Here is a 23,522-nt window from a genome sequence, read left to right on the forward strand (position 1 = left end):
TAGGCTGGTGCCCGTGAGCACGCCGAACCGGGTCTACATCGCTCGACTCGCCGGAGTCGCCGTCTTCGACCCGAACGGCGACCAGGTGGGCCGCGTCCGGGACGCGGTCGCCCGGATGCGCGCGACCCAGCGCCCGCCGGAGATCGTGGGGCTGGTCGCCGAGATGCCGATGCGGCGACGCATTTTCCTCTCCATCAACCGGATCACCTCGATCGACCCGGACGCCGTGGTGCTCGGCAGCGGCACCCTCAACCTGCGCCGCTTCGAGAAGCGCCCGAACGAGCTGCTGGTCCTGCAGGAACTGCTCGACCGGCGGGTCCAGCTCGACAGCGGGCAGGCCGGCTCGGTGGTGGACGTGGCGATGGAGCGCAGCCGGGGCGGCGAGTGGGCCCTGACCCGGGTCGCCGTGCGCGAGCAGACCAGCCGGCTCACCCGCCGCGGCCACCTGCACCAGGTCGAGTGGGACCGGGTCCGCGGCCTCGGCGTCGTCGGCGACAACCGGGGTACGGCGAACCTGCTCGCCGTGCTGGAGGACATGCGCCCCGCCGACCTGGCCAACGCGCTCCAGGACCTGCCGGACGCCCGGCGCAACGAGGTGGCCGCCGCGCTCGACGACGAGCGCCTGGCCGACGTGCTGAGCGAGCTGCCCGAGCACGACCAGGTGGAGATCCTGGCCGCGCTGGACCGGGAACGCGCCGCCGACGTGCTGGAGGAGATGGACCCGGACGACGCCGCCGACCTGCTCAACGAGCTGCCCCCGCCGGAGCAGGACGTGCTGCTCGACCTGATGGAGCCGGACGAGGCCGACCCGGTGCGCCAACTGCTGCGGTACGCCTCCGGCACCGCCGGCAGCGTGATGACCTCGGAGCCGGTGATCCTGCCGCCGGACGCCACCGTCGCCGAGGCGCTGGCCCGGATCCGCGAGGTGCAGCTCTCCCCCGCCGTGGCCGCGCAGGTCTTCGTGGCCCGCGCGCCGTTGACCACGCCGACCGGGCGCTACCTGGGTATGGTGCACTTCCAGCGGTTGCTCCGCGAACCCCCGGCCGACCTGCTCGGCGGGATCGTGGTCAACGACATCGACCCGCTCCGCACCTCGACCCCGCTGACCGAGATCACCCGCCGGATGGCCACCTACGACATGGTGGGCATGCCGGTGGTGGACCGGAGCAACCGGCTGGTCGGCGCGGTGACCGTGGACGACGTGCTGGACCACTCCCTGCCGCGTGACTGGCGGGACCGGGACGCGGCGCCGACCCCGTCCGCCACCGACGACGGGACCGGGGACGATGACTGAGCAGCGACGCGGCGAACGGCTGGACCAGCCGCGCGCGCCCCGGGGCCTGCACCTGCCCCGGATCGACGCGGACTCGTTCGGCCGCTGGGCCGAGGGCATCGCCCGGGGCATGGGCACGGCGAACTTCCTCGTCTACATGACGCTGATCCTCGCCGCCTGGTTCCTCTGGAACACGCTCGCGCCGGCGCACCTGCGCTTCGACCCGTACACGTTCACGTTCCTGACGCTTGTGCTCTCCCTGCAGGCGTCGTACGCGGCCCCGCTGATCCTGCTCGCGCAGAACCGCCAGGCGGACCGGGACCGGGTCTCGCTGGACGAGGACCGGCGGCGGGCCACCATGCAGAAGGCCGACACGGAGTACCTGGCCCGGGAGATCGCGGCGCTGCGGATCGCGATGGGGGACGTGGCGACCCGCGACTTCCTCCGCTCCGAGTTGACCCGGCTGGCCGAGGAGTTGGACGAGGCGGCCGAGCGGCGGCGCAAGCTGGAGCGGCGGCAGCAGGAACGGGTGCCCCGGCGACCCGCCGGGGAGCCGCTGGACGAGCCCCGTGACGAGTTCGACGGTGACTACGCCCACGACGGCCGGCAGGAGAGCCCGACGTAACATTGCGGGCATGTCAGCACCCGTCAGCACCGTCTCCGACGCGATCCAGGCCGCGTTGGCCACCGTCAACGACCCGGAGATCCGCCGGCCGATCACCGAACTCGGCATGGTCCGCTCGGCCGAGCGGGACGACGACGGCGTGGTCCGGGTGGAGCTGCTGCTCACCGTGGCCGGCTGCCCGCTGAAGGACAAGCTGCGGACCGACATCACCGCCGCCGTCGGCGCGGTGCCCGGGGTGAGCGGCGTCGAGATCATCTTCGGCGTGATGAGCCCGGAGCAGCGCCAGGAGCTGCAGTCGAAACTGCGCGGCGGCGGCACCGCCGAGCCGGTGATCCCGTTCGCCCAGCCCGGCTCCCGGACCCGCGTCTACGCGGTCGCCAGCGGCAAGGGTGGCGTCGGCAAGTCCAGCGTGACGGTCAACCTGGCCGCCGCGCTGGCCGCCCGAGGGTTGTCGGTGGGCGTGGTGGACGCCGACATCTACGGCCACTCGGTGCCCCGGATGCTCGGCGCCGACGGCGCGCCGACCCGGGTCGAAGACATGATCATGCCGCCGCAGTCGCACGGCGTGAAGGTCATCTCGATCGGCATGTTCACCCCCGGCAACGCGGCGGTCGTCTGGCGCGGCCCGATGCTGCACCGCGCGCTGCAGCAGTTCCTCGCCGACGTCTACTGGGGCGACCTGGACGTCCTCCTGCTCGACCTGCCGCCGGGCACCGGCGACATCGCGATCTCGGTGGCCCAGCTCCTGCCGAACGCGGAGATCCTGGTCGTCACCACCCCGCAGGCGGCCGCCGCCGAGGTGGCCGAGCGGGCCGGCGCCATCGCGCTGCAGACCCACCAGCGGGTGGTCGGTGTGATCGAGAACATGTCGTGGCTGGAGCTGCCGGACGGCACCCGGATGGAGGTCTTCGGGGCCGGCGGCGGCGCGGCGGTGGCCGAGTCGCTGACCCGTACCATTGGCGCGCAGGTGCCGGTGCTGGGGCAGATCCCGATGGACACCCGGGTCCGCGAGGGCGGCGACGCGGGCCGGCCGATCGTGCTGTCCGAGCCGGACGCGCCGGCCGCCAAGGCCATGTTCGAGGTCGCCGACCGGCTCGCGGTGCGTCGCGAGTCCCTGCTCGGCAAGCCGCTCGGCCTCAAGCCCGCCGGCCGCTAGACGCGATCCACCGCTCCCCCGCCGCCCCTTCCCGGTCCGACCGGGGAGGGGCGGTCCACGTCGTGGGCCCGGTGGGTCAGGTGGCGTCGTCGTAGGAGGGGCGGGGCGCCGGCGGGGTGGGCGCGGCGGGCGTCGCCACCGCCGGGCGCGGGGAGCCGTTGCGCAGGTCGGCCGCCTTGGCCACGTCCTTCAGCTCGTCGTGCACGCCGGTGACGTCCGAGCGCAGGTTGTCGTACATGCTCTGCAGCGGCTTCCGGATCGCCTGCTCGTCGTCCTCGCTGAGCAGGTGCTTGCGGATGAACGCCTTGGGGTGCAGATCCTCCAGCTGGATGTCGGTGCCCAGCTCGCGGCTCAGGTCGCCGGTGGCGTTCCGCGCCATGTTCCGCAGGTTGCGGACCATCCGGAGGCCGTCGTTGATCACGTTGGGCAGCCGGTCCCCGAAGATCAACAGCGCCAGGAGCAGCAGGACGCCGATCTCCCACCAGTTCAGGTTCTCGAACACTCCGGCCTCCTCGTCCGTGTCAGGGCAAGCCTACGCACGTGCGGGGGCCGTCGGGGAGGGGGTGACCGGTCCTCACTTCGCGTCCGCGGCGAGCGTCACCGACGTGTTCTGCCGCGCCGCCCCGCGCCGGTACTCCACCGTCACCACCGAACCCGGCGCGTACTTGCGCACCAGCGCCACCAGATCGGTCGGGTCGGTCATCGGATGGCCGTTCAGCCGCAGCACCACGTCCCCGGTGCGCATCCCGGCCGCCGCCGCCGGGCCGGCCGGCTCGACCGCGTTGAGGCGGACCCCGCCGCCGGTGGCGCCGGTGCCGCCCACCGAGGCGCCGATCACGGTACGCCGGGCCTTGCCGGTGCCGATGATCTCCTCGGTGACCCGCTTCGCCTGGTTGATCGGGATCGCGAAGGCGAGCCCGATGTTGCCCGCCTCCTGCCCGTCGGACACCAGCGACTTGATCGTCGAGTTCACCCCGACCACCCGGCCGCCCCCGTCCACCAGCGGGCCGCCGGAGTTGCCGTGGTTGACCGCGGCGTCGGTCTGGATCGCCGCGTAGTAGCGGGTCGGCCCGCCCGGCTCCCCCGCCTGCATGGTGCGGTCCAGCGCGCTGACGATGCCGGCGGTGACCGTGTTGGTCAGCGACAACGGCGAACCCATGGCCAGCACCGGATCGCCCACCGCGAGCGCGTCCGAGTCGCCGAACTGCACCGGGGTCAGGCCGGTGCGGGTCACCTTGATCACCGCGATGTCCGACTCCGGGTCCTGCCCGACCACGGTGCCGGCCGCGGTGCTGCCGTCGTTGAAGAGCACCGTGGCCTTGCCCGGGCCGTCCGCGACGACGTGGTCGTTGGTGACGATGTGCCCCTCGGCGCTCACCACGAAGCCGGAGCCCTCGCTGGTCCCGCCGAGGCTGGCCACCCGGATGGTGACCACGCTGGGCAGCACCCGTTCGGCGACGCCGGCCAGCGACTCGGGCTTGCGCTGGGCCAGCGCCGGAGCCTGCCCGGCCTGCGCGCCAAGCGTCGGCACGTCCCCACCGCGCAGCACGGCGTAGGTCAGGGCACTGCCGAGCGAGCCGGCCAGCAGCGCGGTGATCAGTGAGATGAGCACCACCTGACGCAGCCCCGGCCGGGTCGGCCGGTCCGGGTCGGTCACCGGCTCCGGCTCGCCCGACGCGTCGGGCGCGGCGGCCGGGACCACCACGGCCGCCGGTGCGTACGGATCCCGCCACGGGTCGGCGAGCGCGTCGGTCCACCAGGGTGACGTCGTCGAGCCCCCGGCACCCGATTGCGGCTGCCCGGGGGCCGGCCCTCCCGCCGGTGCCCCGGCTCCACCGGGCCGGCGCCAGTCCCAGCCGTCGGTCACGTCGTGCCTCCCACATCGTCCCGCTCGCCCCGCGCCGGGCGCCGGCGGAGCCGGACGACCGTGGCGCGCGGGACACGTCCAGGATTGCACGGATGCCCCGCGTGGAGTCAGGGGTTGCCGCCCGTGATCGTCCGCCGCCCGACTCGCGGCTGCGCCGCTACCGGGTCGCCTCTACGCTCACAGTGCCAACCGACCCTTCGCACCAGCCCGCCCCCGGAGGTGTCCCATCGCCATGGTCGCCGGTCACGGCAGTTCGACGGCCCAGGCGCTGCAGTTCGCCGAGTCGTACGTCACCGAGGACATCGTGCTGCGCACGGCCCGTGCGCTCGCCCACGAGGTGGGCGTGGAGGCGGTGACGCCGGGCGCCGGCGCCGCGCTGCGGTTGCTCGCCGCCGCCGGCAACGCCCGGGCGGTGGTGGAGATCGGCACCGGCACCGGGGTCAGCGGCGTGTGGCTGATGCGCGGCATGCGTCCCGACGGCGTGCTCACCACGATCGACGTGGAGGTCGAATACCAGCGCCTGGCCCGGCGGCTGTTCCAGGAGGCGGGCTTCCCGTCGGGGCGTACCCGGATCATCACCGGCCGCGCCCTGGACGTGCTGCCGCGCCTCGCGGACGGTGTCTACGACCTGGTGTTCGCGGACGCGGCGGCGAGCGGCTTCGCGGCGTACGTGGACGCCGCGCTGCGGCTGCTGCGCCCCGGCGGGGTGCTCGCGCTCAACGGGGCGCTGGCCGCCGGCCGGATCGGCGACCCGGCCGCGCGGGACGTGGAGACGGTCACCGTGCGGGAGACGATCAAGGCGATCCGCGAGTCGGAGCACTGGGTGCCCGCGCTGCTGCCGGTCGGCCACGGCCTGCTCGCCGCCGTGAAGAGCTGACCCGGGACGGTCAGCCCAGCGTCGCCAGCCAGCGCAGCAACCCGCGTACGCCCCAGCCGGTGGCGCCCTTGACCAGCTCGCCCTGCACGTCGTCGGACCAGGAGGGGGCGGACATGTCCAGGTGCGCCCAGCGGTCCCGCAGGTCGCCGGTGAACTCGCGGAGGAAGAGCGCGGCCACCACCGAGCCGGCGCCCCGGGCCGGGGAGCTGTGCAGGTCGGCGATGTCACTGGCCAGGTATTCCAGGTAGTCCTCGCCCAGCGGCATCCGCCAGGCCCGCTCGCCGGCCGCGTCGATCCCGGCCAGCAGCCCGGTCGCCAGGTCGTCGTTCTCGCTGTAGAGCGCCGCGTGCCGCTTGCCCAGCGCCACCGCGTTCGCCCCGGTCAGGGTGGCCAGGTCGACGAGCAGGTCGGGCTTCAGCTCCCGGACGGCGTACGCCATCGCGTCGGCGAGCACCAGCCGGCCCTCGGCGTCGGAGTTGGTGCTCTCGCTGGTCAGCCCGCCGTAGTGGCGGATGACGTCGCCGGGGCGGAACGCCGAGCCGCTGACCATGTTCTCGGCGAGCGGGGTCAGCGTGGTGATCCGGACCGGCAGGCGCAGCGCGGCGGCGCCCAGCGTGGCGGCGACCACGGCGGCGGCCCCGGCCATGTCCTTGCGCATCAGCTTCATGGCCGGCACCGGCTTGATCGAGATGCCGCCGGTGTCGAACGTGATGCCCTTGCCCACCAGCACCACGTGGGTGCGCGCGCCGGCCGGCCGCCAGTCCAGCTCGACCAGGCGCGGGCCCCGGGCGGAGCCGCCGCCGACGGCGAGGATGCCGCCGAAGCCCTCGTCCGCCAGCTCGCGGGGGCCGCGCACGCGCAGGTGCAGGTCGGGCCGGCCGGACGCGGCGGCGGCCACCTGGTCGGCGAACCACTCCGGGTGCTTCGTCGAGGACGGCGTGTTGGTGAGGTCGCGGGCCAGCGCGGTCATCTCGGCGGTGGTCCGGGCCGCGGCAAGCGTGTCGGCGAGCGCCTCGGGGTCGGCCACCAGCAGGTCGACCCGGGCCAGGGCGGGGCGCGGGCCGGCCTCGGTGAGGCGGAAGCGGTAGGAGCCGAGCAGCAGCCCCTCGACCAGGCCGCGCAGCGCCGCGACTCCGTCCGAAACCGAGATCGTGATCTGCGTCTCATCCTTGGCGGCACGGGCCAGCGCGGCCCCGGCGGAGCGCCAGTCCGGCTCGTCGCCTGCGCCGACGCCGAGCAGCCAGAGGCGGCTCGGGGCGGCGCCGGGGCGCAGGTGCTCGCGTACCCCGCCGACCGCGCCGGTGAGGCGGGCGGCGGGCAGCAACGCGGTCGCCTCGGCGCGCACGTCGTCGCCGGTCGGAACGGCGGTCGGCGCCAGCACGGGCGGGGCGTCCGGCCCGCCGGGACGCACGGGCAGGACGAGGGTGTCGGGCCGGGTGGACCCGCTCACCAGACGAATGGCCAGCACGCTGGAGTGTACCTCCGAAAACGATCTAAGCGGGACAGATTGCCGCTTGCCGGCCGATGAAGGCCCTGAGCCACCGGCCAAGCCGGTGGCTCAGGGTAGGACGAACCGTCCGCGCGGCGGACGCCGCGCGGACCGCTCCTCGCATCAGCCGGCGGCCGCCTTCAGCGCGTCACCCAGCGCGGTGGCCTCGTCGGGCGTCATCTCGACGACGAGCCGGCCACCACCCTCCAGCGGGACCCGCATGACGATGCCCCGACCCTCCTTGGTGACCTCCAGCGGACCGTCGCCCGTCCGCGGCTTCATCGCCGCCATGTTGTCTCCCCTCAGACCTACGCCAGGGTCGGTGGGTTGCCCCACAGCCACTTCGCCATCGCCACCCGCAAACGTCGCGGAGGCGTCGACTGACGATTTTCCCTGATGAACACCGCCGGACCCAAACCGAAGCAGCATTGATGTAACAGCATCTAGCTTATCTTGGATAGGCCTGTCACAATGTGCGGTCATGCAGGCACGGTCGGCACTCTTCGACCTGTACGGCGACCACCTCCGCGCCCGGGGTGGCCGTGCACCGGTCGCCGCCCTGGTCAAGCTGCTGGCGCCACTCGGGATAGCCCCACCGGCGGTGCGCACCGCGGTCTCCCGGATGGTTCGCCAGGGCTGGCTGGAACCCCTCCGGCTCGCCTCCGGGCCCGGATATTCGATCACCCCGAAAGCGGGCCGTCGACTGGACGAGGCGGCCTCCCGGATCTACCGGACCGGTCGGCACAGTTGGGACGGACGGTTCGATCTTCTCGTCCTCGCGGCACCCGCCTCCCGGCGGGACCGGCAACGGCTCGCCGCCAACCTCACCTTCCTCGGCTACGGCACCCTCGACGACTGCACCTGGGTGGCCACCCGCCCCGGCGAGGACGTCGACCTGCTGCTCGCCGAGGCGGGCGTGCGCTTCGAGCGGTTCACCGCCGCGCACGCCGCCGGCACCCCCGGGGCGATGGGCGTGGTCCGCCGGGCCTGGGACCTGACCGAGATCGGCCGGGCCTACGAACGCTTCGTCGCCGAGCAGAAGCCGTTGCTCTCCGGCGTCACCGTACGCAGCAGCGACGAGGAGGCGTACGCGGCCCGGTTCCGGCTCGTGCACGCGTGGCGTACCTTCCTCTTCCGGGACCCGCAGCTACCCCCGGCGCTGCTCCCGGAGCGCTGGCCGGGCACCAGCGCGGCCGGGTTCTTCGACCGCCACGCGGCCCGGCTCCGGCCGGCCGCCGACCGGTACGTCGAGCAGTGCCTCGACGCCAGCAACCGCCTCGCCCGACAGAAGGGTCGTTAGAAACGTGACCGAGCCGCTGCTCGTCGACCGCACCGACGCCGTCGTCACCCTGACGCTGAACCGCCCGACGGCGATGAACTCGTTCGACGTGGCGCTCAAGGAGGCGCTCCGGGACGTCCTGGCCGAGCTGGAGACCGACCGCTCCTGCCGGGCGGTCGTGCTGGCCGGCGCGGGCGGCTCGTTCAGCGCCGGACAGGACCTGCGGGAGCACGTGCGGACGCTGGAGTCGGCCGACGCCAAGCCGCTCGACACGGTGCGGGCGCACTACAACCCGATCGCCGCCCGGCTGGCCAACCTGCCCAAGCCGGTCGTCGCGGCGGTACGCGGGATGGCCGCCGGCGCCGGCGCGTCGCTGGCGTTCCTGGCCGACTTCCGCATCGGCGGCCCGAAGACCCGGTTCCTGATGGCGTTCGCCGGTGTCGGGCTCGCCGCCGACACCGGCGCCTCCTGGACGCTGCCCCGCCTGGTCGGCCACGCCAAGGCGGTCGAGCTGCTGATGCTCGCCGAGCCGGTCGGCGCCGAGGACGCCTGCCGGCTGGGCCTGCTCACCAAGCTGGTCGACGACGACGAGCAGGTGCTCCCGACCGCGCAGGAGTTGGCCGCCCGGCTCGCCGCCGGCCCGACCGTCGCCTACGGGGCGATCAAGCGCCAGCTCTCCATCGCCGACGCCGGCACGCTCGCCGACGCGCTGGCCGCCGAGGCGCAGGCCCAGGCGATCTGCGGGGCCACCAGCGACCACAAGGCCGCGACCATCGCCTTCGTCAACAAGCAGAAGCCGGCCTTCGAGGGCCGCTGACCGGCGTCAGGCGTCCTCCTCCGGATCCTGGTTGGCCTCGACGCCGAGCACGAACGCCTGCATGGCCAGCTCGTCGCCGGAGGGCGAGACGAACGCCGGCAGCTCACGCGGCCCCAGCTCCTGCACGTAGGACCAGAAGATCCGCACCGCCTCGGCCCGCGAGGCCGCCTCGATCGGCAGGTCGAGGCTGACCAGCCAGGTGCGCCGGGCCGGCGGCGGCCCGAGCCGGTCGGCAAGCGCCCGCCAGGCCGCCGGGTCGAGCGCGACGACCGGGCCGTCGAGCGCCGGGCCGTCGACAGGCACCGGCTCGTCGAGCGCCCGACGGGTGTACGTCACCACGAGCGCGCCCGCCGTCGCGTCGGACTGCGGATCGTCCGGGTCCTCCCGGCCCCCCACCCCGGCCCGGGCGACCCGGCCCAGCGCCACCAGCCGCAGCGGCTCCCCGACCAGCACCGCCACCCGGTCACCGGGGCGGGGGCGGGCCGCCGCCGGCAACCCGGTCAGCTCCAGCACGTCGTGGTGCACCAGCCGCTCGGCCTGGTAGCGCTCGTCGGGCAGCAGCACCGCCCAGGCGCCCGCCGTGGGGTCACCGTCGGTCGTCCCGCTCGTCCGCGGCTCGGTGTCGGTCATGCCCCAATCCCATCACGCCGCCGCGTCACCGCTCGGCCCGGTCACCGTTCACGTGGCAGTCGGCGAGGTGGTCGTCCACCATGCCGGTGGCCTGCATCAGCGCGTAGGCCGTGGTCGGGCCGACGAAGCGGAAGCCCCGCTTCTTGAGCGCCTTGGCCATCGCGGTGGACTCCCCGGTGAGCGCCGGCACCTCGGCGAACGAAACGGGGCGCGCCGGCCGGGGCGGAGGCGCGAACGACCAGAGCAGCGCCGAGAGCCCCTCGGGCAACTCCCGCGCGGCGCGGGCGTTGGCGATGGCCGCCTCGATCTTGGCCCGGTTGCGCACGATCCCGACGTCGGCCAGCAGCCGGGCCACCTCGGCCTCGCCGTAGCCGGCCACCGCCTCGATCCGGAACCCGTCGAAGGCGATTCGGAACGCCTGCCGCTTGCGCAGGATGGTCAGCCAGGACAGACCGGACTGGAACGCCTCCAGGCTCAGCCGCTCGTAGAGCGCGTCGTCACCGCGCAGCGGCCGGCCCCACTCCTCGTCGTGGTAGGCGGCGTAGTCGGGGGTGCTCGCTCCCCAGGCGCAGCGGGCGAGCCCGTCGGCGCCGATCACCAGGTCAGTCACGGCGTCCACGGTAGGTGAGGGCACCGACAGGCGCGGCTCGGCCCGTCCTCGCCCGGTGCTCAGTCTCGGCTCGGCGCCCAGTTTCCGGTCGGCGCCGGCCTCAGGGCAGGCGGCCCTGCTCGACCAGGCGGGCGAACCGCTTCAACGCCTGGGTGAGGCTGAACTTCGACCCGGGCCAGAGCACCGGCCAGGCCACCCGGCCCGCCGCCCCACCCGGCAGGTGGAACCACTCGTGCCAGACGACCTGGGTGCGACCCCGGTCCATCGGGGTGCAGCGCAGCACGCCCGGACCGCGCAGCAGCCGGCCGCAGTGCACCACCCCGACCTCGTACGGCGCGTCGACCCGGACCACCCGCATCTCGTCGCGCAGCGCGGCCGGGCCGAGCGCGGTGACCGCCTCGATCAGGCTTCCCTCGCCGCCGTCCCCCTCGACCACCCGGACCCTGGTGAACGGGATCCAGTCGGACTGCCGCTCCCACGCGGTGAGCGCCGCGAACACCCGCTCGGCCGGCGCGTCGACGATCACCGTGGCGGTGACCTCGGCGGCGCCCGGTTGGGCCGCCTCGGCGAAGCCCGCGGAGCCCTCCGCGCCGGTCACGCCGACTCCGACCGGACGGCCGGCCCGCGCTCCCGGTCGTCGGCGCCTGTCGTGGCGGCCGGTGCGGTGGCGACGGTGTCCGCCGGGGAGGTGGTGTCCTCGACCGCGGCGGCGGCCGGGGCCTCCGCCACGCCCGCCTCGGCGGCCTGCGCTCCGGACCCACCGGCGGCGGCGTCCGACGGCTCGTCGGCCCCGAAGGGGGTGGTGGTACCCGGCGCGGCGCCGGCGCGCTCGTCGGTCGACAGGCCACGGGTGGACCGGTCGGCCGGTGACTCGGGCGCCGACAGGTCGATGGTCACCGGGCCGGCGCTCGTCGGGTCGGCGTCGGGGCGGGCGGTGACGGCCTCCTCGCGCGCCCGACGCAGCGCGTCGGCGTCCTCGGTCCGCCCCTCGCGCAGCGCGGTGTTCTCGGCCTCCAGCACGCCGATCAGCTCGGACTTGTAGCCGATGTCGTAGGCCGCCCGCCGGAGCGCCACGTCGACCTGGCTCATCCGGTAGCCGCGCAGCGCGGTGTCGAACCGGACGTCCGTCACGTCCGACTCGTCGAGCGGGCGGGCGCCCGGCAGGGGCACGGACCGTCCGTCCGGCTCGGCCGGCACCAGGCCCGGATCCCGCCCGGAGACCAGCACCGTCACCCCGAACACCACTGCCGCGACGGTCAGCGCGACGACCAAGAGGAGCAGAAACTGACCCATGCAGAGATCGTGGCATGCGGGCCGGGATCGGGCGAGCCCTCCGCCGCCTCCGGTCCGCCGAACGCGGCCCCGACGGGCGGCCCCGCGGCGACCTCACCGCCCTCCGACGCCCATCGCATCGACGTGCCTCTACCTGCCTCCACCTCGTTCCCCGCCGGACGAGAGGGCGTCACCGTCGCCCCCTCCAACCTCGTGAGATGGATCTTCCAAAAACCAGGAACGGCGAAGATCTTGGTACGAAATGGCCCCCCGAGGGGCCGTTTGGTACCAAGATCTCGAAGCGGCGCCGGGGCGGGCGTGGCGGCGGGCGGCGAGCGGAGCGGGATACCGTCGGGCTCGGCTGCGGGTCGGGAACCGAGGGACCGGGCGGCGAATCCGACCCGGCCGGCGGGTGCGGGCAACCACGCCGCGGTCCGACCGACGCCGGTGACCAGCGGCGCGACGGTCGGCACGAACGTCCGGGCGGGGCGGGGAGACGAGGAGACGGGGATGACCGGGGCGTTGCGGCTCGGCGGGCGGACCTTCGCCCCGGACGAGCTGGTGGTGATGGCGATCGTGAACCGCACGCCCGACTCGTTCTTCGACCGGGGCGCCACGTTCGCGCAGGACAGCGCGTTGCGCGCGGTCGAGCGGGCGGTGACCGAGGGCGCGGAGATCGTCGACATCGGCGGGGTGAAGGCCGGTCCGGGCGACGAGGTCGACGTGACCGAGGAGATCCGGCGGACGGTCGACACCATCGCGGCGGTCCGAGCCGCCTTCCCTGACGTGGTCGTCTCGATCGACACCTGGCGCGCCGAGGTGGCGGTGGAGGCGGTGGCGGCCGGCGCGGACCTGCTCAACGACACCTGGTCGGGCGCGGATCCGGCGCTGGCCCGGGTCGCCGCCGCGACAGGTGCCGGGCTGGTCTGCTCGCACGCCGGCGGGCTGGCGCCGCGTACCCGGCCGCACCGGGCGGCCTTCGACGACGTGGTGGCCGACGTGCTCGCCACGGTCACCGGGCTGGCGGAACGGGCGGTCGGGTTGGGGGTGCGTCGGGACGGCATCCTGATCGACCCGGCGCACGACTTCGGCAAGAACACCCGGCACTCGCTGGAGATCACCCGACGGCTGGCCGAGCTGGCCGACACCGGCTGGCCGCTGCTGGTGGCGCTGTCGAACAAGGACTTCGTCGGCGAGACGCTGGACCTGCCGGTGCCCGAGCGGCTGGAGGGGACGCTTGCCGCCACCGCGGTCTCGGCCTGGCTCGGCGCCCGCGTGTTCCGCGCCCACCAGGTCCGCGAGACGCGGCGGGTGCTCGACATGGTGGCGTCGATCCGGGGTGACCGGCCGCCGGCGGCGACCCGGCGCGGGCTCGCCTAGGATTCACGTCCAGCGCAGGACGCCACGCCGCCAGGCGTAGAGGATGCCCAGCGCGACGATCGCCACGAAGACGCCCATCTCGACCACCGTGGTGGCGCCGAACCCGGGCCGGTCGAAGACGAGAGCCCAGGGGAAGAGGAACACCGCCTCCACCGCGAACAGCACGTAGAGGTAGGCGTAGACGTAGTAGCGGATCTGCATCTGGGCCCAGTCGCCGCCGACCGGGTCGAGCCCGCACTCGTACGAGGCCCGCTTGCCCCACGGCTCGGCCGGGCGGGCGGGACGTAACACCCGGTTCGCCGAGAACGCCGTTACGAAGAAGAGCACGGCGGCGATCAGCAGCAGACCGAGCGTGGCGTACGAGCCGAGATATCCGGTCACGACCGGAGCGTACCGGTCCCGTGGAGACGTCTCGGACACGTTACGAATTCGTTTCCTGGCGGGACTAGTGCCGGATGGCAACAGTCCCCGAATAATGAGAGCTTCTTGCCACGTCCCCCGGAGGACAGATGACCGGCCCCCGCGTCCGACCCGTACCGCGGGTCGCGCTCCGCCGTACCCTCGCGCTGTTCGCGCCCGCGCTGATCGCCGCGGCCGCAGCCGTCGTGGCGGTGGCGCCGGGCCTGGCCACGGCGGCCTCGTCCACCCCGGCCGGGGTGGTGCGGCTGGTCGAACCGGCCGCGCCGGGTGACCCGGGCGGCGATCCTGGCGGCGACCCGACCGAGCCGACGCCCACCGGGGACGCGACGACCACCGCGCCGGAGCCGACCACGGCCCCGCCGACGGAGGAGGCGCCGCCCCCCACCACCCCGCCGGCGCCGGCCACCACCACGGCGGCGCCCCCACCACCGACCACCGTCGCGCCGGCGCCGACCACCACCGCGCCGACCACCACCGCGCCCGCGCCGCCGCCGGTCAAGCCGCCGGTGCAGCCGCCGCCCCCACCGCGGACCCAGCCGGCCGGCGGACCGCTGGGCGTGCAGGTCTCCACGGAGGACGTGGTGCTGACGCCGGACTACTGGAACGCCGACAGCACGGTGACCACGCTGCGGGTGACGGTGACCAACACCGGCGCCCGCGCCGAGCAGGTCAGCCTCGGCTACACGCTGCCGGCCGGGCTGGCCGACGCCGGCACGCCCGGCTGCGTCGCCGCCGGCGGCGGCAACCACCGCTGCGGCGGCTGGACCGCCGAGCCGGGCGCCCGGTTCAGCGCCACCATCCGGGTCCGGGTCGCCGGTGACGCCTGGAAGACCATGCCGCTGAGCGGGTCGGTCCAGGTCACCGCCGTCGCGCCCGGGGTCGACGGCGCGGCGTACGACGACGAGGGCTTCGCGGTGCTCTTCCCGCCCGGCCCGCCGGTGCCCGGCATCTCGCTGCGGGCCGACGAGGTCCTGTTCGACATCAGCGGCGCGCCGAGCACGCTCACCGTGCGGCTGGGCAACACCGGCGAGGTGGACGCCACCGGCCGGGTGGAGGTGCTCCTTCCCGCCGGGGTGACGGCGAGCGGCGACGGCTGCGTGGCGGCGGCCCCGGACCGGACCCGGTGCGAGATCGGCCCGCTGCCGGCCGGCCGGACCGCGACGCTGCGCCTGCCGGTGACCGCGTCGGCGGAGGCCCAGCGGATGGCGCCGCTCGCCGGCGCGGTGATCGGCCGTCTGGACCCGCGCAGCGGGCACGAGCGGCAGGTCCAGATGAGCTTCCGGATCAGCGCGGCGGCGGCCGGGTCCACCCCGGCGGCCGGGGCGCCCGCCCCGACCGGGTCGCAGGGCGTGCTGGCCTCGTCGGCCCGCTCCGACGACGACGACACCTCGTCGCGGCGGATGGCGATCGCGCTGATCGTCCTGTCGGGTCTGCTCGTGGTGTTCGCGCTGGCGGTGGCCACCCGTTCGCTGCGGCGCCGCAGCGACATCACCGTGACGGGCCCGACCACGGACCGCTGACCGCCCGGTCGGGGTGACCTGGATTACGGGCCGGGGCACTAAAGCCCGCAAAGTGGGGCATACACCGGCCGAATCGAGTCTCACACGTCGGACCTCCACCAAGGCCGCCCTAACCGTCCGACGTAGGCTCTGACGTGAGAAACGGAGCGGGCCGTGCCGGCGAGGGCGACGGCGCTCAGCGAAGCGAGGTGCGGGAGTGACCAAGCAGATCCGTCAACTGGACCGGGTGGTCATCCGGTTCGCCGGTGACTCCGGCGACGGCATGCAGCTCACCGGCGACCGGTTCACCTCGGAGACGGCGCAGTTGGGCAACGACATCTCGACGTTGCCCAACTTCCCGGCCGAGATCCGCGCCCCCGCCGGCACGCTCCCGGGCGTGTCGAGCTTCCAGGTGCACTTCGCCGACTACGACATCCTGACGCCCGGTGACGCCCCGAACGTGCTGGTGGCGATGAACCCGGCGGCGCTCAAGGCCAACCTGACCGACCTGCCGCGCGGCGCGGACATCATCGTCAACACCGACGAGTTCACCCGGCGCAACCTGGCCAAGGTCGGCTACGCGAGCAGCCCGCTGGACGACGACTCGCTCGCCGGCTACGCGGTGCACCCGGTCGCGCTCACCTCGATGACTGTCGGCGCGCTGGCCGAGCACGAGGTGTCCAAGAAGGATGCCGAGCGGGCCAAGAACATGTTCGCGCTCGGGCTGCTGAGCTGGATGTACTCCCGGCCGTACGAGTCGACGCTGCGGTTCCTGGAGCGCAAGTTCGCGGCCCGGCCGGAGCTGGTGGCGGCGAACGTGGCCGCCTTCCGGGCCGGCTGGAACTTCGGCGAGACGACCGAGGACTTCTCGGTCCGCTACGAGGTCAAGCCGGCCAAGATGCTGCCGGGCACCTACCGCAACATCACCGGCAACGCGGCCCTGTCGCTGGGCCTGGTGGCCGCCGGGGTCCGGTCCGGGCTGCCGGTGTTCCTCGGCGCCTACCCGATCACCCCGGCGTCGGACATCCTGCACGAGCTGAGCCGGCACAAGAAGCTCGGCGTGGTCACCATGCAGGCCGAGGACGAGATCGCCGCGGTCGGCGCGGCGCTCGGCGCGTCGTACGGCGGCGCGCTCGGCGTGACCACCACCAGCGGTCCGGGCGTGGCGCTGAAGAGCGAGACGATCTCCCTGGCGGTGGCGCTGGAGCTGCCGCTGGTCATCGTGGACGTGCAGCGGGCCGGCCCGTCCACCGGCATGCCCACCAAGACCGAGCAGGCCGACCTGAACATGGCCCTGTACGGCCGGCACGGCGAGGCCCCGGTCGCGGTGATCGCGCCGAAGTCGCCGTCGGACTGCTTCCACGCCGCGCTGGAGGCGGCCCGGATCGCGCTGACCTACCGCACCCCGGTCATCCTGCTGTCCGACAACTACGTGGCGAACGGCTCCGAGCCGTGGCTGCTGCCGGACGTGGACTCCCTGCCCGACCTGCGGGTCGAGTTCGCCACCCGGCCCAACGGCGAGGACGGCACCACCTTCCTGCCCTACCTGCGCGACCCGCAGACGCTGGCCCGCCCGTGGGCGGTGCCGGGCACCCCGGGGCTGGAGCACCGGATCGGCGGCCTGGAGAAGGCCGACAAGACCGGCGACATCTCGTACGACCCGACGAACCACGACTTCATGGTGCGCACCCGGGCGGCCCGGATCGAGACGATCCCGGTGCCGGACGTCGAGGTCGAGGACCCGGACGGCGACGCCCGGGTGCTGGTGCTCGGCTGGGGCTCGACGTACGGCCCGATCGGCGCCGCCTGCCGGGGGTTGCGGCAGCGCGGGCTCCCGGTGGCCCAGGCGCACCTGCGCCACCTGGCCCCGATGCCGGCCAACCTCGGCGAGGTGCTGCGCGCCTACGACAGGGTGGTCGTCCCGGAGATGAACCTCGGCCAGCTCGCGCACGTGATCCGGGCGCGCTACCTGGTCGACGCGATCGGCTACAACCAGGTCCGCGGCCTGCCGTTCACCGCCGCCGAGCTGGAGACGATGCTGGAAGAGGTCCTGAAGAATGTCTGAGCCCGTCGCCCTGAAGCTCACCGCCAAGGACTTCAAGTCCGACCAGGAGGTGCGCTGGTGCCCCGGCTGCGGCGACTACGCCATCCTGGCGGCCGTGCAGGGCTTCATGCCGGAGCTGAACATCGCCCGGGAGAACACCGTCTTCATCTCGGGCATCGGCTGCTCGTCGCGCTTCCCGTACTACATGAACACGTACGGCATGCACTCGATCCACGGTCGCGCGCCGGCGATCGCCACCGGCCTGGCGGTGTCCCGCCCGGACCTGTCCGTCTGGGTGGTCACCGGTGACGGTGACGCGCTCTCGATCGGCGGCAACCACCTGATCCACGCGCTGCGCCGCAACGTCAACCTGAAGATCCTGCTGTTCAACAACCGGATCTACGGGCTGACCAAGGGCCAGTACTCGCCGACGTCCGAGGTCGGGAAGATCACCAAGTCGACCCCGGCCGGTTCGGCGGACGCCCCGTTCAACCCGCTGTCGCTGGCGCTCGGCGCGGAGGCCACGTTCGTGGCCCGGACGCTCGACTCGGACCGCAAGCACCTCCAGTCGGTGCTGCGGGCCGCCGCCGAGCACAAGGGCTCCGCGTTCGTGGAGATCTACCAGAACTGCAACATCTTCAACGACGGCGCGTTCGAGCCGCTGAAGGAGCCGGCCACCCGGGACGACTTCCTGATCCGGCTGGAGCACGGGCGGCCGATCACGTTCGGGTCCGACGGGCAGTTCTGCGTGGTCCACCCACCGGGCGGCTTCGGGTTGGAGGTCCGGGAGACCGCGACCACCCCGGCGGAGGAGATCGTGGTGCACGACGCGACGGTCGCCGACCCGGCGTACGCGTTCGCGCTGTCCCGGCTGCCCGGGCTCGACCTGCGCAACACCCCGCTCGGGGTGTTGCGCGCGGTGGAGCGCCCCGCGTACGACACGGTGGTGCAGGAGCAGGTGGCGGCGGCGCGGGCCGGCGTCGACCAGACCCCGGAGCAGCAGCTCTCGGCGCTGCTCGGCAGCGGCGACACCTGGACGATCCTCTGATCCGCCGCTGATCCCGCTACGGCGAGGGCGGGCCGTTCCGAGTCGGAACGGCCCGCCCTCTCCGGTCTCAGACCCCGGCGGCTACCGGCGACCACAGCTCGTCGATGGCCCGCTCGGCGGCGGCGAGGCTCGCCTGGTGCAGCGGGATCAGCTCGGCCATGGCCGGGTTGACCGGCGCGAGGGTCAGCTCGGCGGAGATGAACCGCGGCTCCAGGCCGGTGCGCGACAGCCCGTGCGGCAGCCAGGGCTCGGCGTGGTCCCAGCCCTCGCGCGGGGTGCCGGCGCCGTAGCCGCCGCCCCGGGTGCCGAACACGACGAACTCGCGTCCGCCGAGCAGCCCGGCGCCGGTCTCCGGGTCGAGCGCGAGACCGGGGGCGATCAGGTGGTCGACCCATGCCTTGACGCTGCTCGGCGGCCCGAAGTTGTAGAGGGGCAGGCCGAGCAGGACGGTGTCGGCGCTCTTCACCTCGGCCACCAGTTCCTCGGTCAGCTGCCAGGACGCGCGCTGCGCCGGGGTGTGCTGCTCGGGCGGGATCGCCCGGGCGAGGCCGCCGGCCGTGTCGAGGTGCGGCAGCGGGTCCTGGCCGAGGTCCCGGTAGGTGACCGTGCCGCCCGGGTGGGCGGCACGCCAGGCGGCGGCCGCGCGGGCGGTGAGCCGACGGCTGACCGACGCGTCGCCGGTGATGCTCGAGTCGATGTGCAGCAGGTGTGCCATTGGTTACTCCTCCATAGATGGTTCGTGCAGCACCAACTATTTATAGCAGGGCGATGTTCCGTGGTCCGCGTAGACTGGGTCACATGTCAACCGGGCCCGCCGAGTCGGAGCGACGGTCCGGGCCACTGCTGCAACACCTGGCCCGGCGGATGCTGCTGCGCTCGGAGTCGGCCCTGACGCCGCTCGGGCTGCGCCCCCGGCACCTGGTGGCGCTCACCGTGCTGCGCGACTCGGACGGCATCAGCCAGCAGGGGCTGGCCGGCACGCTCCAGATCGACGGCACCAACGTGGTCGGGCTGCTCAACGACCTGGAGGCGGCCGGCCTGGTGGAACGGCGCCGTTCGCCGGCGGACCGCCGCCGGCACGTGGTCAGCCTGACCGCGGCCGGCGCGAAACGGCTCGGTCAGGCGGAGTGCGCGCTCGCCGACGCCGAGGCCGACGTGCTCGGCGCGCTCTCCCCCGACGAGCGGGACCAGCTCTACGACCTGCTGCGGCGGGCCAGCCAGGGCTGCGCCCCGACCTGCACCGAGGCGGTCCCGCCCCCCTGCTGAGGCGGGTGGACGGGGCCCTCGCCGGACGCCTCCGGTGGAGGCGGGGAGGCAGCCCGCCGGTCAGACGGTGGTGGTCGCCTGCGGCCGGTCGTCCCGGACGTGGACCAGCATGTCGCCGGTCTCGATCGTCGCGGCGGCCCGGTCGTTCAACGTGACCACCTTGCCCCGGCGCACCAGCGCGATCACCAGCGACTCCAGCTCACGCGGCGAGCGGCCCACCTCGCTGCGCTCGGCCGAGCGCATCGCCAGCGCCATGCCCTGGCCGGGGGTGAGCAGGTCCTCCACCACGTCGATCAGCGGCGGGGCCGAGGTGGAGAGGCCGAGCAGCCGGCCGGCGGTCGCCGAGGAGACGATCACGTGGTGTGCCCCGCTCTGCTTGAGCAGCGGCGCGTTCTCCGCCTCCCGGACCGCCGCGATGATCCGCACCTGGCCGGCGGTGAGCTGCCGGACGGTGAGCGCCACCAGCACCGACGCGTCGTCGCTGTCGGTCGCGATGATGACCGCCTTGGCGGTGCGGATGTGCGCCTCCTCCAGCACCGACGAGCGGGTCGCCGAGCCCTCGATCGTCACCAGGCCGTTGGAGGTGGCCTGCCGCAACGCCGCCCCGCTCCGCTCGACCACGACGATCTTGGACTTGTCCGCCCCGTTCTCCAGCAGCGCGGAGACCGCGCTGCGGCCCTTGGTGCCGTAGCCGCAGATGATGACGTGGTCCTTCACGGTTCTCCTCCACCGCGACAGGCGACGGCCGGTCCGGTACTGCTCGGTCAGGACTTCCAGGGTGGTGCCGACCAGGATGATCAGGAAGAGCACCCGGGCCGGGGTGATGAAGAGGACGTTGATCAGGCGCGCCGAGGGGCTGGCCGGGGTGATGTCGCCGTAGCCGGTGGTGGAGAGCGAGACCACCGTGTAGTAGAAGCAGTCGAGGAGGGTCAGCCCGTCCTCGTTGACGTCGCGGTAGCCGTCGCGGTCGAGCCAGACCACGAAGACGGTGGCGAAGACCAGGCCCAGGGCGGCGAGCAGGCGCAGGCTCAGCGCGCTCAGCGGGCCACGCCGCTGCGCGGGAAAATGGATCACCGTCGGTCCCGATCCGCCACCGTCGCCTGCACGCCCTCAAGATAGCGGGTACGCACCGAGCCGGCCGGACGGGCCGGGGAGCGACCCCCGCCCCCACGAGCGGTAAGGATCCCGTCACATCCGTCGACCTCTCGGCGGGCGAGACTCAGATCCCACCGATCGTGACGAGGGAGAGTCGGATGCGTACACGTGCGGCACTGACCACGCTCAGCGTGGTCCTCGGGATGGCGCTGGTCGGCGCGTCTCCCGCGGTGGCGGGTCGGCCCGGGGACCGGCCGGGAACGACCTGGCCGACCCGACCGAAGCCCACCGCCGTCCCGTCGCCGACCGTCTCCCCCCGGCCGACCGTCTCGCCGACGCCCACCGTGCGGCCGACGCCGAGCCCCACCGCGTCCCCGACGCCCACCGTGCCCCCGACGCCGACCGGCACGCCGTCGCCGACGGGTTCGCCGACGTCGACCGGCACGCCGTCGCCGATGCCGACGGCCAAGCGGACCGCCGTCGTGCTGCCGGCGCTCGTGGCGGGCCGTGGCAGCTCGGCGCACGACGTCAACGCCGCCGGGGTGGCGGTCGGGGCGGCGGAGCTGGCCACCGGTTACTGGCACGCGGTTCGCTGGGTGGACGGCCGGATCGAGGACCTGGGCACGCTCGGCGGCCCGAACAGTCAGGCCGAGGCGATCGACGACCAGGGCCGCATCGTCGGCACCGCCCAGGCCACGGACGGCAGCAGCCACGCCGTGAGCTGGGTGAACGGCAGGATCCAGGATCTCGGGCTGACCGGTGGCATCTTCTCGATCGCGTTCGACACGGCCGGGGACCGGGTGGTCGGCGTCTACCACGTCACCGACAGCTTCTCCGGCCGGCGGGCGTTCGTGCGGACCGGGAACACCGAGATCACGATCGACGCGCCCCGGGGTGCGACTGCCGCCGCGGTCAACGAGACCGGCACGGTCGCCGGCACCTACGGCTTCAAGGACTGGACCGATCCCCCGTTCGTCAACCAGGCGTTCGTCTGGCGCGACGGGGTCCTCCGACCGCTCGGCACCCTGGGCGGTCCCACAAGCGTCGCGAACGGCATCAACGATCTCGGTCAGGTGGTCGGCGCCAGTGACACGGCGGACGGCCGGTTCGCCGCGTTCTTCTGGGACGGTTCGGCGATGCGCCGGCTGGCCAGCAGCTCGACCTCCCCGACGGCACAGGCCGTGAACGACTCGGGCCTGGTGATCGGCTCCGACGGCGCCGGCGGCCGGGCGATGATCTGGCCGACGCCGACGGCCGGCTCGCAGTTGCTCCCGCTGCCGGCCGGGGCGGTGGGCAGCGTGGCGATCAATGTCAACGACGCCGGTCTGGTCATCGGCGAGGCGCACTTCCTCGCACCGAGCTTCCACAGCAGCGCCGTCCTCTGGCGCTGACCGCCACCGGCCCGGTCGGCACCACGCGGGGCGACCGGGCCGGTCCGCGCCGCCCGGACGGGGCATGATGGGTAGCGTCGGCGAACGGCGACCGCGAGGGAGGCCGGCATGTCGTTGCTGCGACGGGTGATCGGCGGGGTGCTGCGGCGGATCCGCCTGCGTCAGGGCCGCACGCTGCGCGAGGTGGCGCAGGTGGCCGGCGTCTCCCTGCCCTACCTGTCCGAGGTCGAGCGCGGCCGCAAGGAGGCCTCCTCCGAGGTGCTGGCCGCGATCTGCCGGGCGCTCGGCATCCACCTCGCCGACCTGCTGGAGGAGGCGCGCGACGAGCTGCGGCGGGAGCGGCCCACGCCGGTCGGCTCCGGGGTTCCGCTGGCCCGGCTCGACCGGGTGCCCGCCGCCCGCAGCGGCCCGCAGCTCCGGGTCGGCCCGCCCCGGCTGCACGCCACCCGCCGCCCGGCCGGCCCGCAGGCGCCGCACGTCGCCCGCCCGTTCGCCGCGCCGCCTCCCGCCCGCCCGGTCCGCCCGACCCCGCTGGCGGGCGGCGGGCTGCGCCCGGTGGGCCCGGTCCCCGCACCGCTCGGCCACGGCACGGCGGAGCTGATCGGCTCCGGCACCCGGATCTGGTTGATCCCGTCGCCGGCCGCGCGCCCGCGCCCGCGTACCTCACCGACGCTGGCCCGGCGACGGGCCCGGGCGGCCCGACGGCGCCCGGTCGCGGCGTAGCGCGGGGCCGACCCGGGCTTATGCCGAGGGCGAATCTGCCCGGGGCAGAAAACCTGGCCCGGTGGGTGCGCCCGGCGGACGCTGGAGACCGCCGGCTCGCCGGGCGGGTCCCCGCCCACCGGCGTTACGGAGGTGGGCGGTCATGGGTGGCGTCTGGATGCGCGACGAGGGGCAGCCGACCTTCGGCGACCAGGTCTTCGAGCGGCTGCTCAAGGAACGGATCATCTTCCTCGGCACCGAGGTCACCGATGCATCGGCAAACCAGATCTGTGCGCAGATCCTGCTGCTCGCCGCCGAGGACCCGGAGCGGGACATCTTCCTCTACATCAACTCGCCGGGCGGCTCGGTCAGCGCCGGGATGGCCGTCTACGACACCATGCGGTACGTGCGGAACGACGTGGCGACGCTGGCGCTGGGGATGGCCGGCTCGATGGGGCAGTTCCTGCTCTGCTCCGGGGCGGCGGGCAAGCGGTTCGCGCTGCCGCACTCGCGGATCATGATGCACCAGCCCTCCGGCGGGTTCGGCGGCACGGTCGCCGACATCACCATCCAGGCCGAGAACATGCTGCACGTGAAGCGCACCATGCAGGAGCTGATCGCCGAGCACAGCGGGCACACGCTGGAGGAGATCCAGCGCGACTGGGACCGGGACCGCTGGTTCACCGCCGAGGAGGCCCGCGACTACGGCCTGGTCGACCAGGTGCTCTCCCGGGTCGACCAGCTCGCCGCCTGAGCGGGTGCGGCCCGGCCGGCGTCGATGC

The 23,522-nt window shown here is 74.0% G+C and carries 26 protein-coding genes; 14 read left to right on the forward strand and 12 right to left on the reverse strand.

Features of this window, described 5'->3' with window-relative positions; all coding sequences use genetic code 11:
* Positions 1 to 13 precede the first annotated feature (13 nt).
* The 3 genes from ACIA5A_RS09715 to ACIA5A_RS09725 are packed head-to-tail and all read left to right on the forward strand — an operon-like array spanning position 14 to position 3,054.
* Positions 14 to 1,294, forward strand: a complete 1,281-nt coding sequence (locus ACIA5A_RS09715) for a magnesium transporter MgtE N-terminal domain-containing protein (protein WP_396758695.1) — start codon at positions 14 to 16, stop codon at positions 1,292 to 1,294.
* Complete coding sequence (locus tag ACIA5A_RS09720) at positions 1,287 to 1,898, forward strand: DUF1003 domain-containing protein (RefSeq protein WP_396758698.1); 612 nt, start codon at positions 1,287 to 1,289, stop codon at positions 1,896 to 1,898. Before ACIA5A_RS09715 ends, ACIA5A_RS09720 begins: the two co-directional genes overlap by 8 nt.
* A 10-nt stretch (positions 1,899 to 1,908) precedes the next feature.
* The gene (locus tag ACIA5A_RS09725) at positions 1,909 to 3,054 is read left to right on the forward strand and encodes a P-loop NTPase (RefSeq protein WP_396758701.1); all 1,146 of its coding nucleotides are present in this window, start codon (positions 1,909 to 1,911) and stop codon (positions 3,052 to 3,054) included.
* A gap of 76 nt (positions 3,055 to 3,130) precedes the next feature.
* On the opposite strand, the gene ACIA5A_RS09730 is transcribed toward ACIA5A_RS09725, so the two are convergent.
* The gene (locus tag ACIA5A_RS09730) at positions 3,131 to 3,556 is read right to left on the reverse strand and encodes a preprotein translocase subunit TatB (RefSeq protein ID WP_278107938.1); all 426 of its coding nucleotides are present in this window, start codon (positions 3,554 to 3,556) and stop codon (positions 3,131 to 3,133) included.
* Positions 3,557 to 3,628: 72 nt separating this feature from the next.
* Positions 3,629 to 4,921 (reverse strand): S1C family serine protease, encoded by a 1,293-nt coding sequence (locus ACIA5A_RS09735; protein ID WP_396758704.1) that lies wholly within the window; start codon positions 4,919 to 4,921, stop codon positions 3,629 to 3,631.
* 232 nt (positions 4,922 to 5,153) lie between these two features.
* On the opposite strand from ACIA5A_RS09735, the gene ACIA5A_RS09740 reads away from it, so the two are divergent.
* On the forward strand, positions 5,154 to 5,798 hold the full coding sequence (locus ACIA5A_RS09740) for an O-methyltransferase (protein ID WP_396758707.1): 645 nt from the start codon (positions 5,154 to 5,156) through the stop codon (positions 5,796 to 5,798).
* A 10-nt stretch (positions 5,799 to 5,808) separates the two neighbouring features.
* Here ACIA5A_RS09740 and ACIA5A_RS09745 read toward each other — a convergent pair whose 3' ends face one another.
* Complete coding sequence (locus ACIA5A_RS09745) at positions 5,809 to 7,266, reverse strand: leucyl aminopeptidase family protein (protein ID WP_396758710.1); 1,458 nt, start codon at positions 7,264 to 7,266, stop codon at positions 5,809 to 5,811.
* 144 nt (positions 7,267 to 7,410) lie between these two features.
* A complete protein-coding gene (locus ACIA5A_RS09750) occupies positions 7,411 to 7,578 on the reverse strand; it encodes a DUF3117 domain-containing protein (protein WP_013283866.1) in 168 nt (55 codons plus the stop codon).
* Between the two features lie 190 nt (positions 7,579 to 7,768).
* Here ACIA5A_RS09750 and ACIA5A_RS09755 point away from each other — a divergent pair, with 190 nt between their 5' ends.
* Positions 7,769 to 8,587 carry a PaaX family transcriptional regulator C-terminal domain-containing protein gene (locus ACIA5A_RS09755; protein WP_181571519.1) on the forward strand — a complete coding sequence of 273 codons (819 nt, stop codon included), beginning with the start codon at positions 7,769 to 7,771 and terminating at the stop codon, positions 8,585 to 8,587.
* Positions 8,588 to 8,591: 4 nt separating this feature from the next.
* Positions 8,592 to 9,383 carry an enoyl-CoA hydratase/isomerase family protein gene (locus tag ACIA5A_RS09760; protein WP_396758714.1) on the forward strand — a complete coding sequence of 264 codons (792 nt, stop codon included), beginning with the start codon at positions 8,592 to 8,594 and terminating at the stop codon, positions 9,381 to 9,383.
* 6 nt (positions 9,384 to 9,389) lie between these two features.
* On the opposite strand, the gene ACIA5A_RS09765 is transcribed toward ACIA5A_RS09760, so the two are convergent.
* The 4 genes from ACIA5A_RS09765 to ACIA5A_RS09780 form a co-directional block, all read right to left on the reverse strand.
* Positions 9,390 to 10,013 carry a hypothetical protein gene (locus tag ACIA5A_RS09765; protein WP_396758717.1) on the reverse strand — a complete coding sequence of 208 codons (624 nt, stop codon included), beginning with the start codon at positions 10,011 to 10,013 and terminating at the stop codon, positions 9,390 to 9,392.
* Positions 10,014 to 10,038: 25 nt separating this feature from the next.
* Entirely contained in the window at positions 10,039 to 10,623 is a 585-nt protein-coding gene (locus tag ACIA5A_RS09770; RefSeq protein ID WP_396758720.1) for a DNA-3-methyladenine glycosylase I, read from the reverse strand.
* 100 nt (positions 10,624 to 10,723) lie between these two features.
* Positions 10,724 to 11,221, reverse strand: a complete 498-nt coding sequence (locus ACIA5A_RS09775; RefSeq protein ID WP_396758723.1) for an SRPBCC family protein — start codon at positions 11,219 to 11,221, stop codon at positions 10,724 to 10,726.
* Positions 11,218 to 11,916, reverse strand: a complete 699-nt coding sequence (locus tag ACIA5A_RS09780) for a DivIVA domain-containing protein (RefSeq protein WP_396758726.1) — start codon at positions 11,914 to 11,916, stop codon at positions 11,218 to 11,220. Before ACIA5A_RS09780 ends, ACIA5A_RS09775 begins: the two co-directional genes overlap by 4 nt.
* 489 nt (positions 11,917 to 12,405) lie before the next feature.
* On the opposite strand from ACIA5A_RS09780, the gene folP reads away from it, so the two are divergent.
* Positions 12,406 to 13,275, forward strand: coding sequence for a dihydropteroate synthase (gene folP, locus ACIA5A_RS09785; protein WP_396758729.1), 870 nt, complete (start codon positions 12,406 to 12,408; stop codon positions 13,273 to 13,275).
* A gap of 3 nt (positions 13,276 to 13,278) precedes the next feature.
* Here the strand turns inward: folP and ACIA5A_RS09790 are convergent, their stop codons facing one another.
* Complete coding sequence (locus ACIA5A_RS09790; protein ID WP_396758732.1) at positions 13,279 to 13,656, reverse strand: NADH-quinone oxidoreductase subunit A; 378 nt, start codon at positions 13,654 to 13,656, stop codon at positions 13,279 to 13,281.
* A 128-nt stretch (positions 13,657 to 13,784) separates the two neighbouring features.
* Here ACIA5A_RS09790 and ACIA5A_RS09795 point away from each other — a divergent pair, with 128 nt between their 5' ends.
* The 3 genes from ACIA5A_RS09795 (at position 13,785) to ACIA5A_RS09805 (ending at position 18,286) form a co-directional block, all read left to right on the forward strand.
* Positions 13,785 to 15,215, forward strand: coding sequence for a hypothetical protein (locus tag ACIA5A_RS09795; protein WP_396758734.1), 1,431 nt, complete (start codon positions 13,785 to 13,787; stop codon positions 15,213 to 15,215).
* Between the two features lie 196 nt (positions 15,216 to 15,411).
* Positions 15,412 to 17,259, forward strand: a complete 1,848-nt coding sequence (locus ACIA5A_RS09800; protein WP_396758737.1) for a 2-oxoacid:acceptor oxidoreductase subunit alpha — start codon at positions 15,412 to 15,414, stop codon at positions 17,257 to 17,259.
* On the forward strand, positions 17,252 to 18,286 hold the full coding sequence (locus tag ACIA5A_RS09805; RefSeq protein WP_396758740.1) for a 2-oxoacid:ferredoxin oxidoreductase subunit beta: 1,035 nt from the start codon (positions 17,252 to 17,254) through the stop codon (positions 18,284 to 18,286). The genes ACIA5A_RS09800 and ACIA5A_RS09805 overlap by 8 nt, the downstream gene beginning before the upstream one ends.
* A 67-nt stretch (positions 18,287 to 18,353) precedes the next feature.
* On the opposite strand, the gene ACIA5A_RS09810 is transcribed toward ACIA5A_RS09805, so the two are convergent.
* Positions 18,354 to 19,001 (reverse strand): FMN-dependent NADH-azoreductase, encoded by a 648-nt coding sequence (locus tag ACIA5A_RS09810; protein WP_396758743.1) that lies wholly within the window; start codon positions 18,999 to 19,001, stop codon positions 18,354 to 18,356.
* Positions 19,002 to 19,084: 83 nt separating this feature from the next.
* On the opposite strand from ACIA5A_RS09810, the gene ACIA5A_RS09815 reads away from it, so the two are divergent.
* Positions 19,085 to 19,552, forward strand: coding sequence for a MarR family winged helix-turn-helix transcriptional regulator (locus ACIA5A_RS09815; protein ID WP_396758745.1), 468 nt, complete (start codon positions 19,085 to 19,087; stop codon positions 19,550 to 19,552).
* Positions 19,553 to 19,612: 60 nt separating this feature from the next.
* Here the strand turns inward: ACIA5A_RS09815 and ACIA5A_RS09820 are convergent, their stop codons facing one another.
* Both ACIA5A_RS09820 and ACIA5A_RS09825 read right to left on the reverse strand, forming a co-directional pair.
* Positions 19,613 to 20,626 (reverse strand): TrkA family potassium uptake protein, encoded by a 1,014-nt coding sequence (locus tag ACIA5A_RS09820; protein WP_181571506.1) that lies wholly within the window; start codon positions 20,624 to 20,626, stop codon positions 19,613 to 19,615.
* 145 nt (positions 20,627 to 20,771) lie between these two features.
* Entirely contained in the window at positions 20,772 to 21,116 is a 345-nt protein-coding gene (locus tag ACIA5A_RS09825) for a hypothetical protein (RefSeq protein WP_396758748.1), read from the reverse strand.
* On the opposite strand from ACIA5A_RS09825, the gene ACIA5A_RS09830 reads away from it, so the two are divergent.
* The 3 genes from ACIA5A_RS09830 to ACIA5A_RS09840 all read left to right on the forward strand — a co-directional run bounded on the left by ACIA5A_RS09830 (position 21,103) and on the right by ACIA5A_RS09840 (position 23,494).
* A complete protein-coding gene (locus ACIA5A_RS09830; protein WP_396758751.1) occupies positions 21,103 to 22,038 on the forward strand; it encodes a hypothetical protein in 936 nt (311 codons plus the stop codon). The two genes, ACIA5A_RS09825 and ACIA5A_RS09830, sit on opposite strands and share 14 nt — an antisense overlap.
* A 108-nt stretch (positions 22,039 to 22,146) precedes the next feature.
* Positions 22,147 to 22,761, forward strand: a complete 615-nt coding sequence (locus tag ACIA5A_RS09835) for a helix-turn-helix domain-containing protein (RefSeq protein ID WP_396758754.1) — start codon at positions 22,147 to 22,149, stop codon at positions 22,759 to 22,761.
* Positions 22,762 to 22,903: 142 nt separating this feature from the next.
* Positions 22,904 to 23,494, forward strand: coding sequence for an ATP-dependent Clp protease proteolytic subunit (locus ACIA5A_RS09840; protein ID WP_396758757.1), 591 nt, complete (start codon positions 22,904 to 22,906; stop codon positions 23,492 to 23,494).
* Positions 23,495 to 23,522: the final 28 nt, after the last annotated feature.

The sequence above is a fragment of the Micromonospora sp. NPDC051300 genome (assembly GCF_044455315.1).
Taxonomy (GTDB): domain Bacteria; phylum Actinomycetota; class Actinomycetes; order Mycobacteriales; family Micromonosporaceae; genus Micromonospora; species Micromonospora robiginosa.

Bases quoted from the DNA above. Each gene is read 5' to 3' on its own strand.
- ACIA5A_RS09725 (WP_396758701.1), top strand. From the start codon at position 1,909: ATGTCAGCACCCGTCAGCACCGTCTCCGACGCGATCCAGGCCGCGTTG.
- ACIA5A_RS09740 (WP_396758707.1), top strand. From the start codon at position 5,154: ATGGTCGCCGGTCACGGCAGTTCGACGGCCCAGGCGCTGCAGTTCGCC.
- ACIA5A_RS09765 (WP_396758717.1), bottom strand. From the start codon at position 10,013: ATGACCGACACCGAGCCGCGGACGAGCGGGACGACCGACGGTGACCCC.
- ACIA5A_RS09750 (WP_013283866.1), bottom strand. From the start codon at position 7,578: ATGGCGGCGATGAAGCCGCGGACGGGCGACGGTCCGCTGGAGGTCACC.
- ACIA5A_RS09720 (WP_396758698.1), top strand. From the start codon at position 1,287: ATGACTGAGCAGCGACGCGGCGAACGGCTGGACCAGCCGCGCGCGCCC.
- ACIA5A_RS09810 (WP_396758743.1), bottom strand. From the start codon at position 19,001: ATGGCACACCTGCTGCACATCGACTCGAGCATCACCGGCGACGCGTCG.
- ACIA5A_RS09840 (WP_396758757.1), top strand. From the start codon at position 22,904: ATGGGTGGCGTCTGGATGCGCGACGAGGGGCAGCCGACCTTCGGCGAC.
- ACIA5A_RS09780 (WP_396758726.1), bottom strand. From the start codon at position 11,916: ATGGGTCAGTTTCTGCTCCTCTTGGTCGTCGCGCTGACCGTCGCGGCA.
- ACIA5A_RS09835 (WP_396758754.1), top strand. From the start codon at position 22,147: ATGTCGTTGCTGCGACGGGTGATCGGCGGGGTGCTGCGGCGGATCCGC.
- folP (WP_396758729.1), top strand. From the start codon at position 12,406: ATGACCGGGGCGTTGCGGCTCGGCGGGCGGACCTTCGCCCCGGACGAG.
- ACIA5A_RS09795 (WP_396758734.1), top strand. From the start codon at position 13,785: ATGACCGGCCCCCGCGTCCGACCCGTACCGCGGGTCGCGCTCCGCCGT.
- ACIA5A_RS09830 (WP_396758751.1), top strand. From the start codon at position 21,103: ATGCCGACGGCCAAGCGGACCGCCGTCGTGCTGCCGGCGCTCGTGGCG.
- ACIA5A_RS09755 (WP_181571519.1), top strand. From the start codon at position 7,769: ATGCAGGCACGGTCGGCACTCTTCGACCTGTACGGCGACCACCTCCGC.
- ACIA5A_RS09805 (WP_396758740.1), top strand. From the start codon at position 17,252: ATGTCTGAGCCCGTCGCCCTGAAGCTCACCGCCAAGGACTTCAAGTCC.
- ACIA5A_RS09815 (WP_396758745.1), top strand. From the start codon at position 19,085: ATGTCAACCGGGCCCGCCGAGTCGGAGCGACGGTCCGGGCCACTGCTG.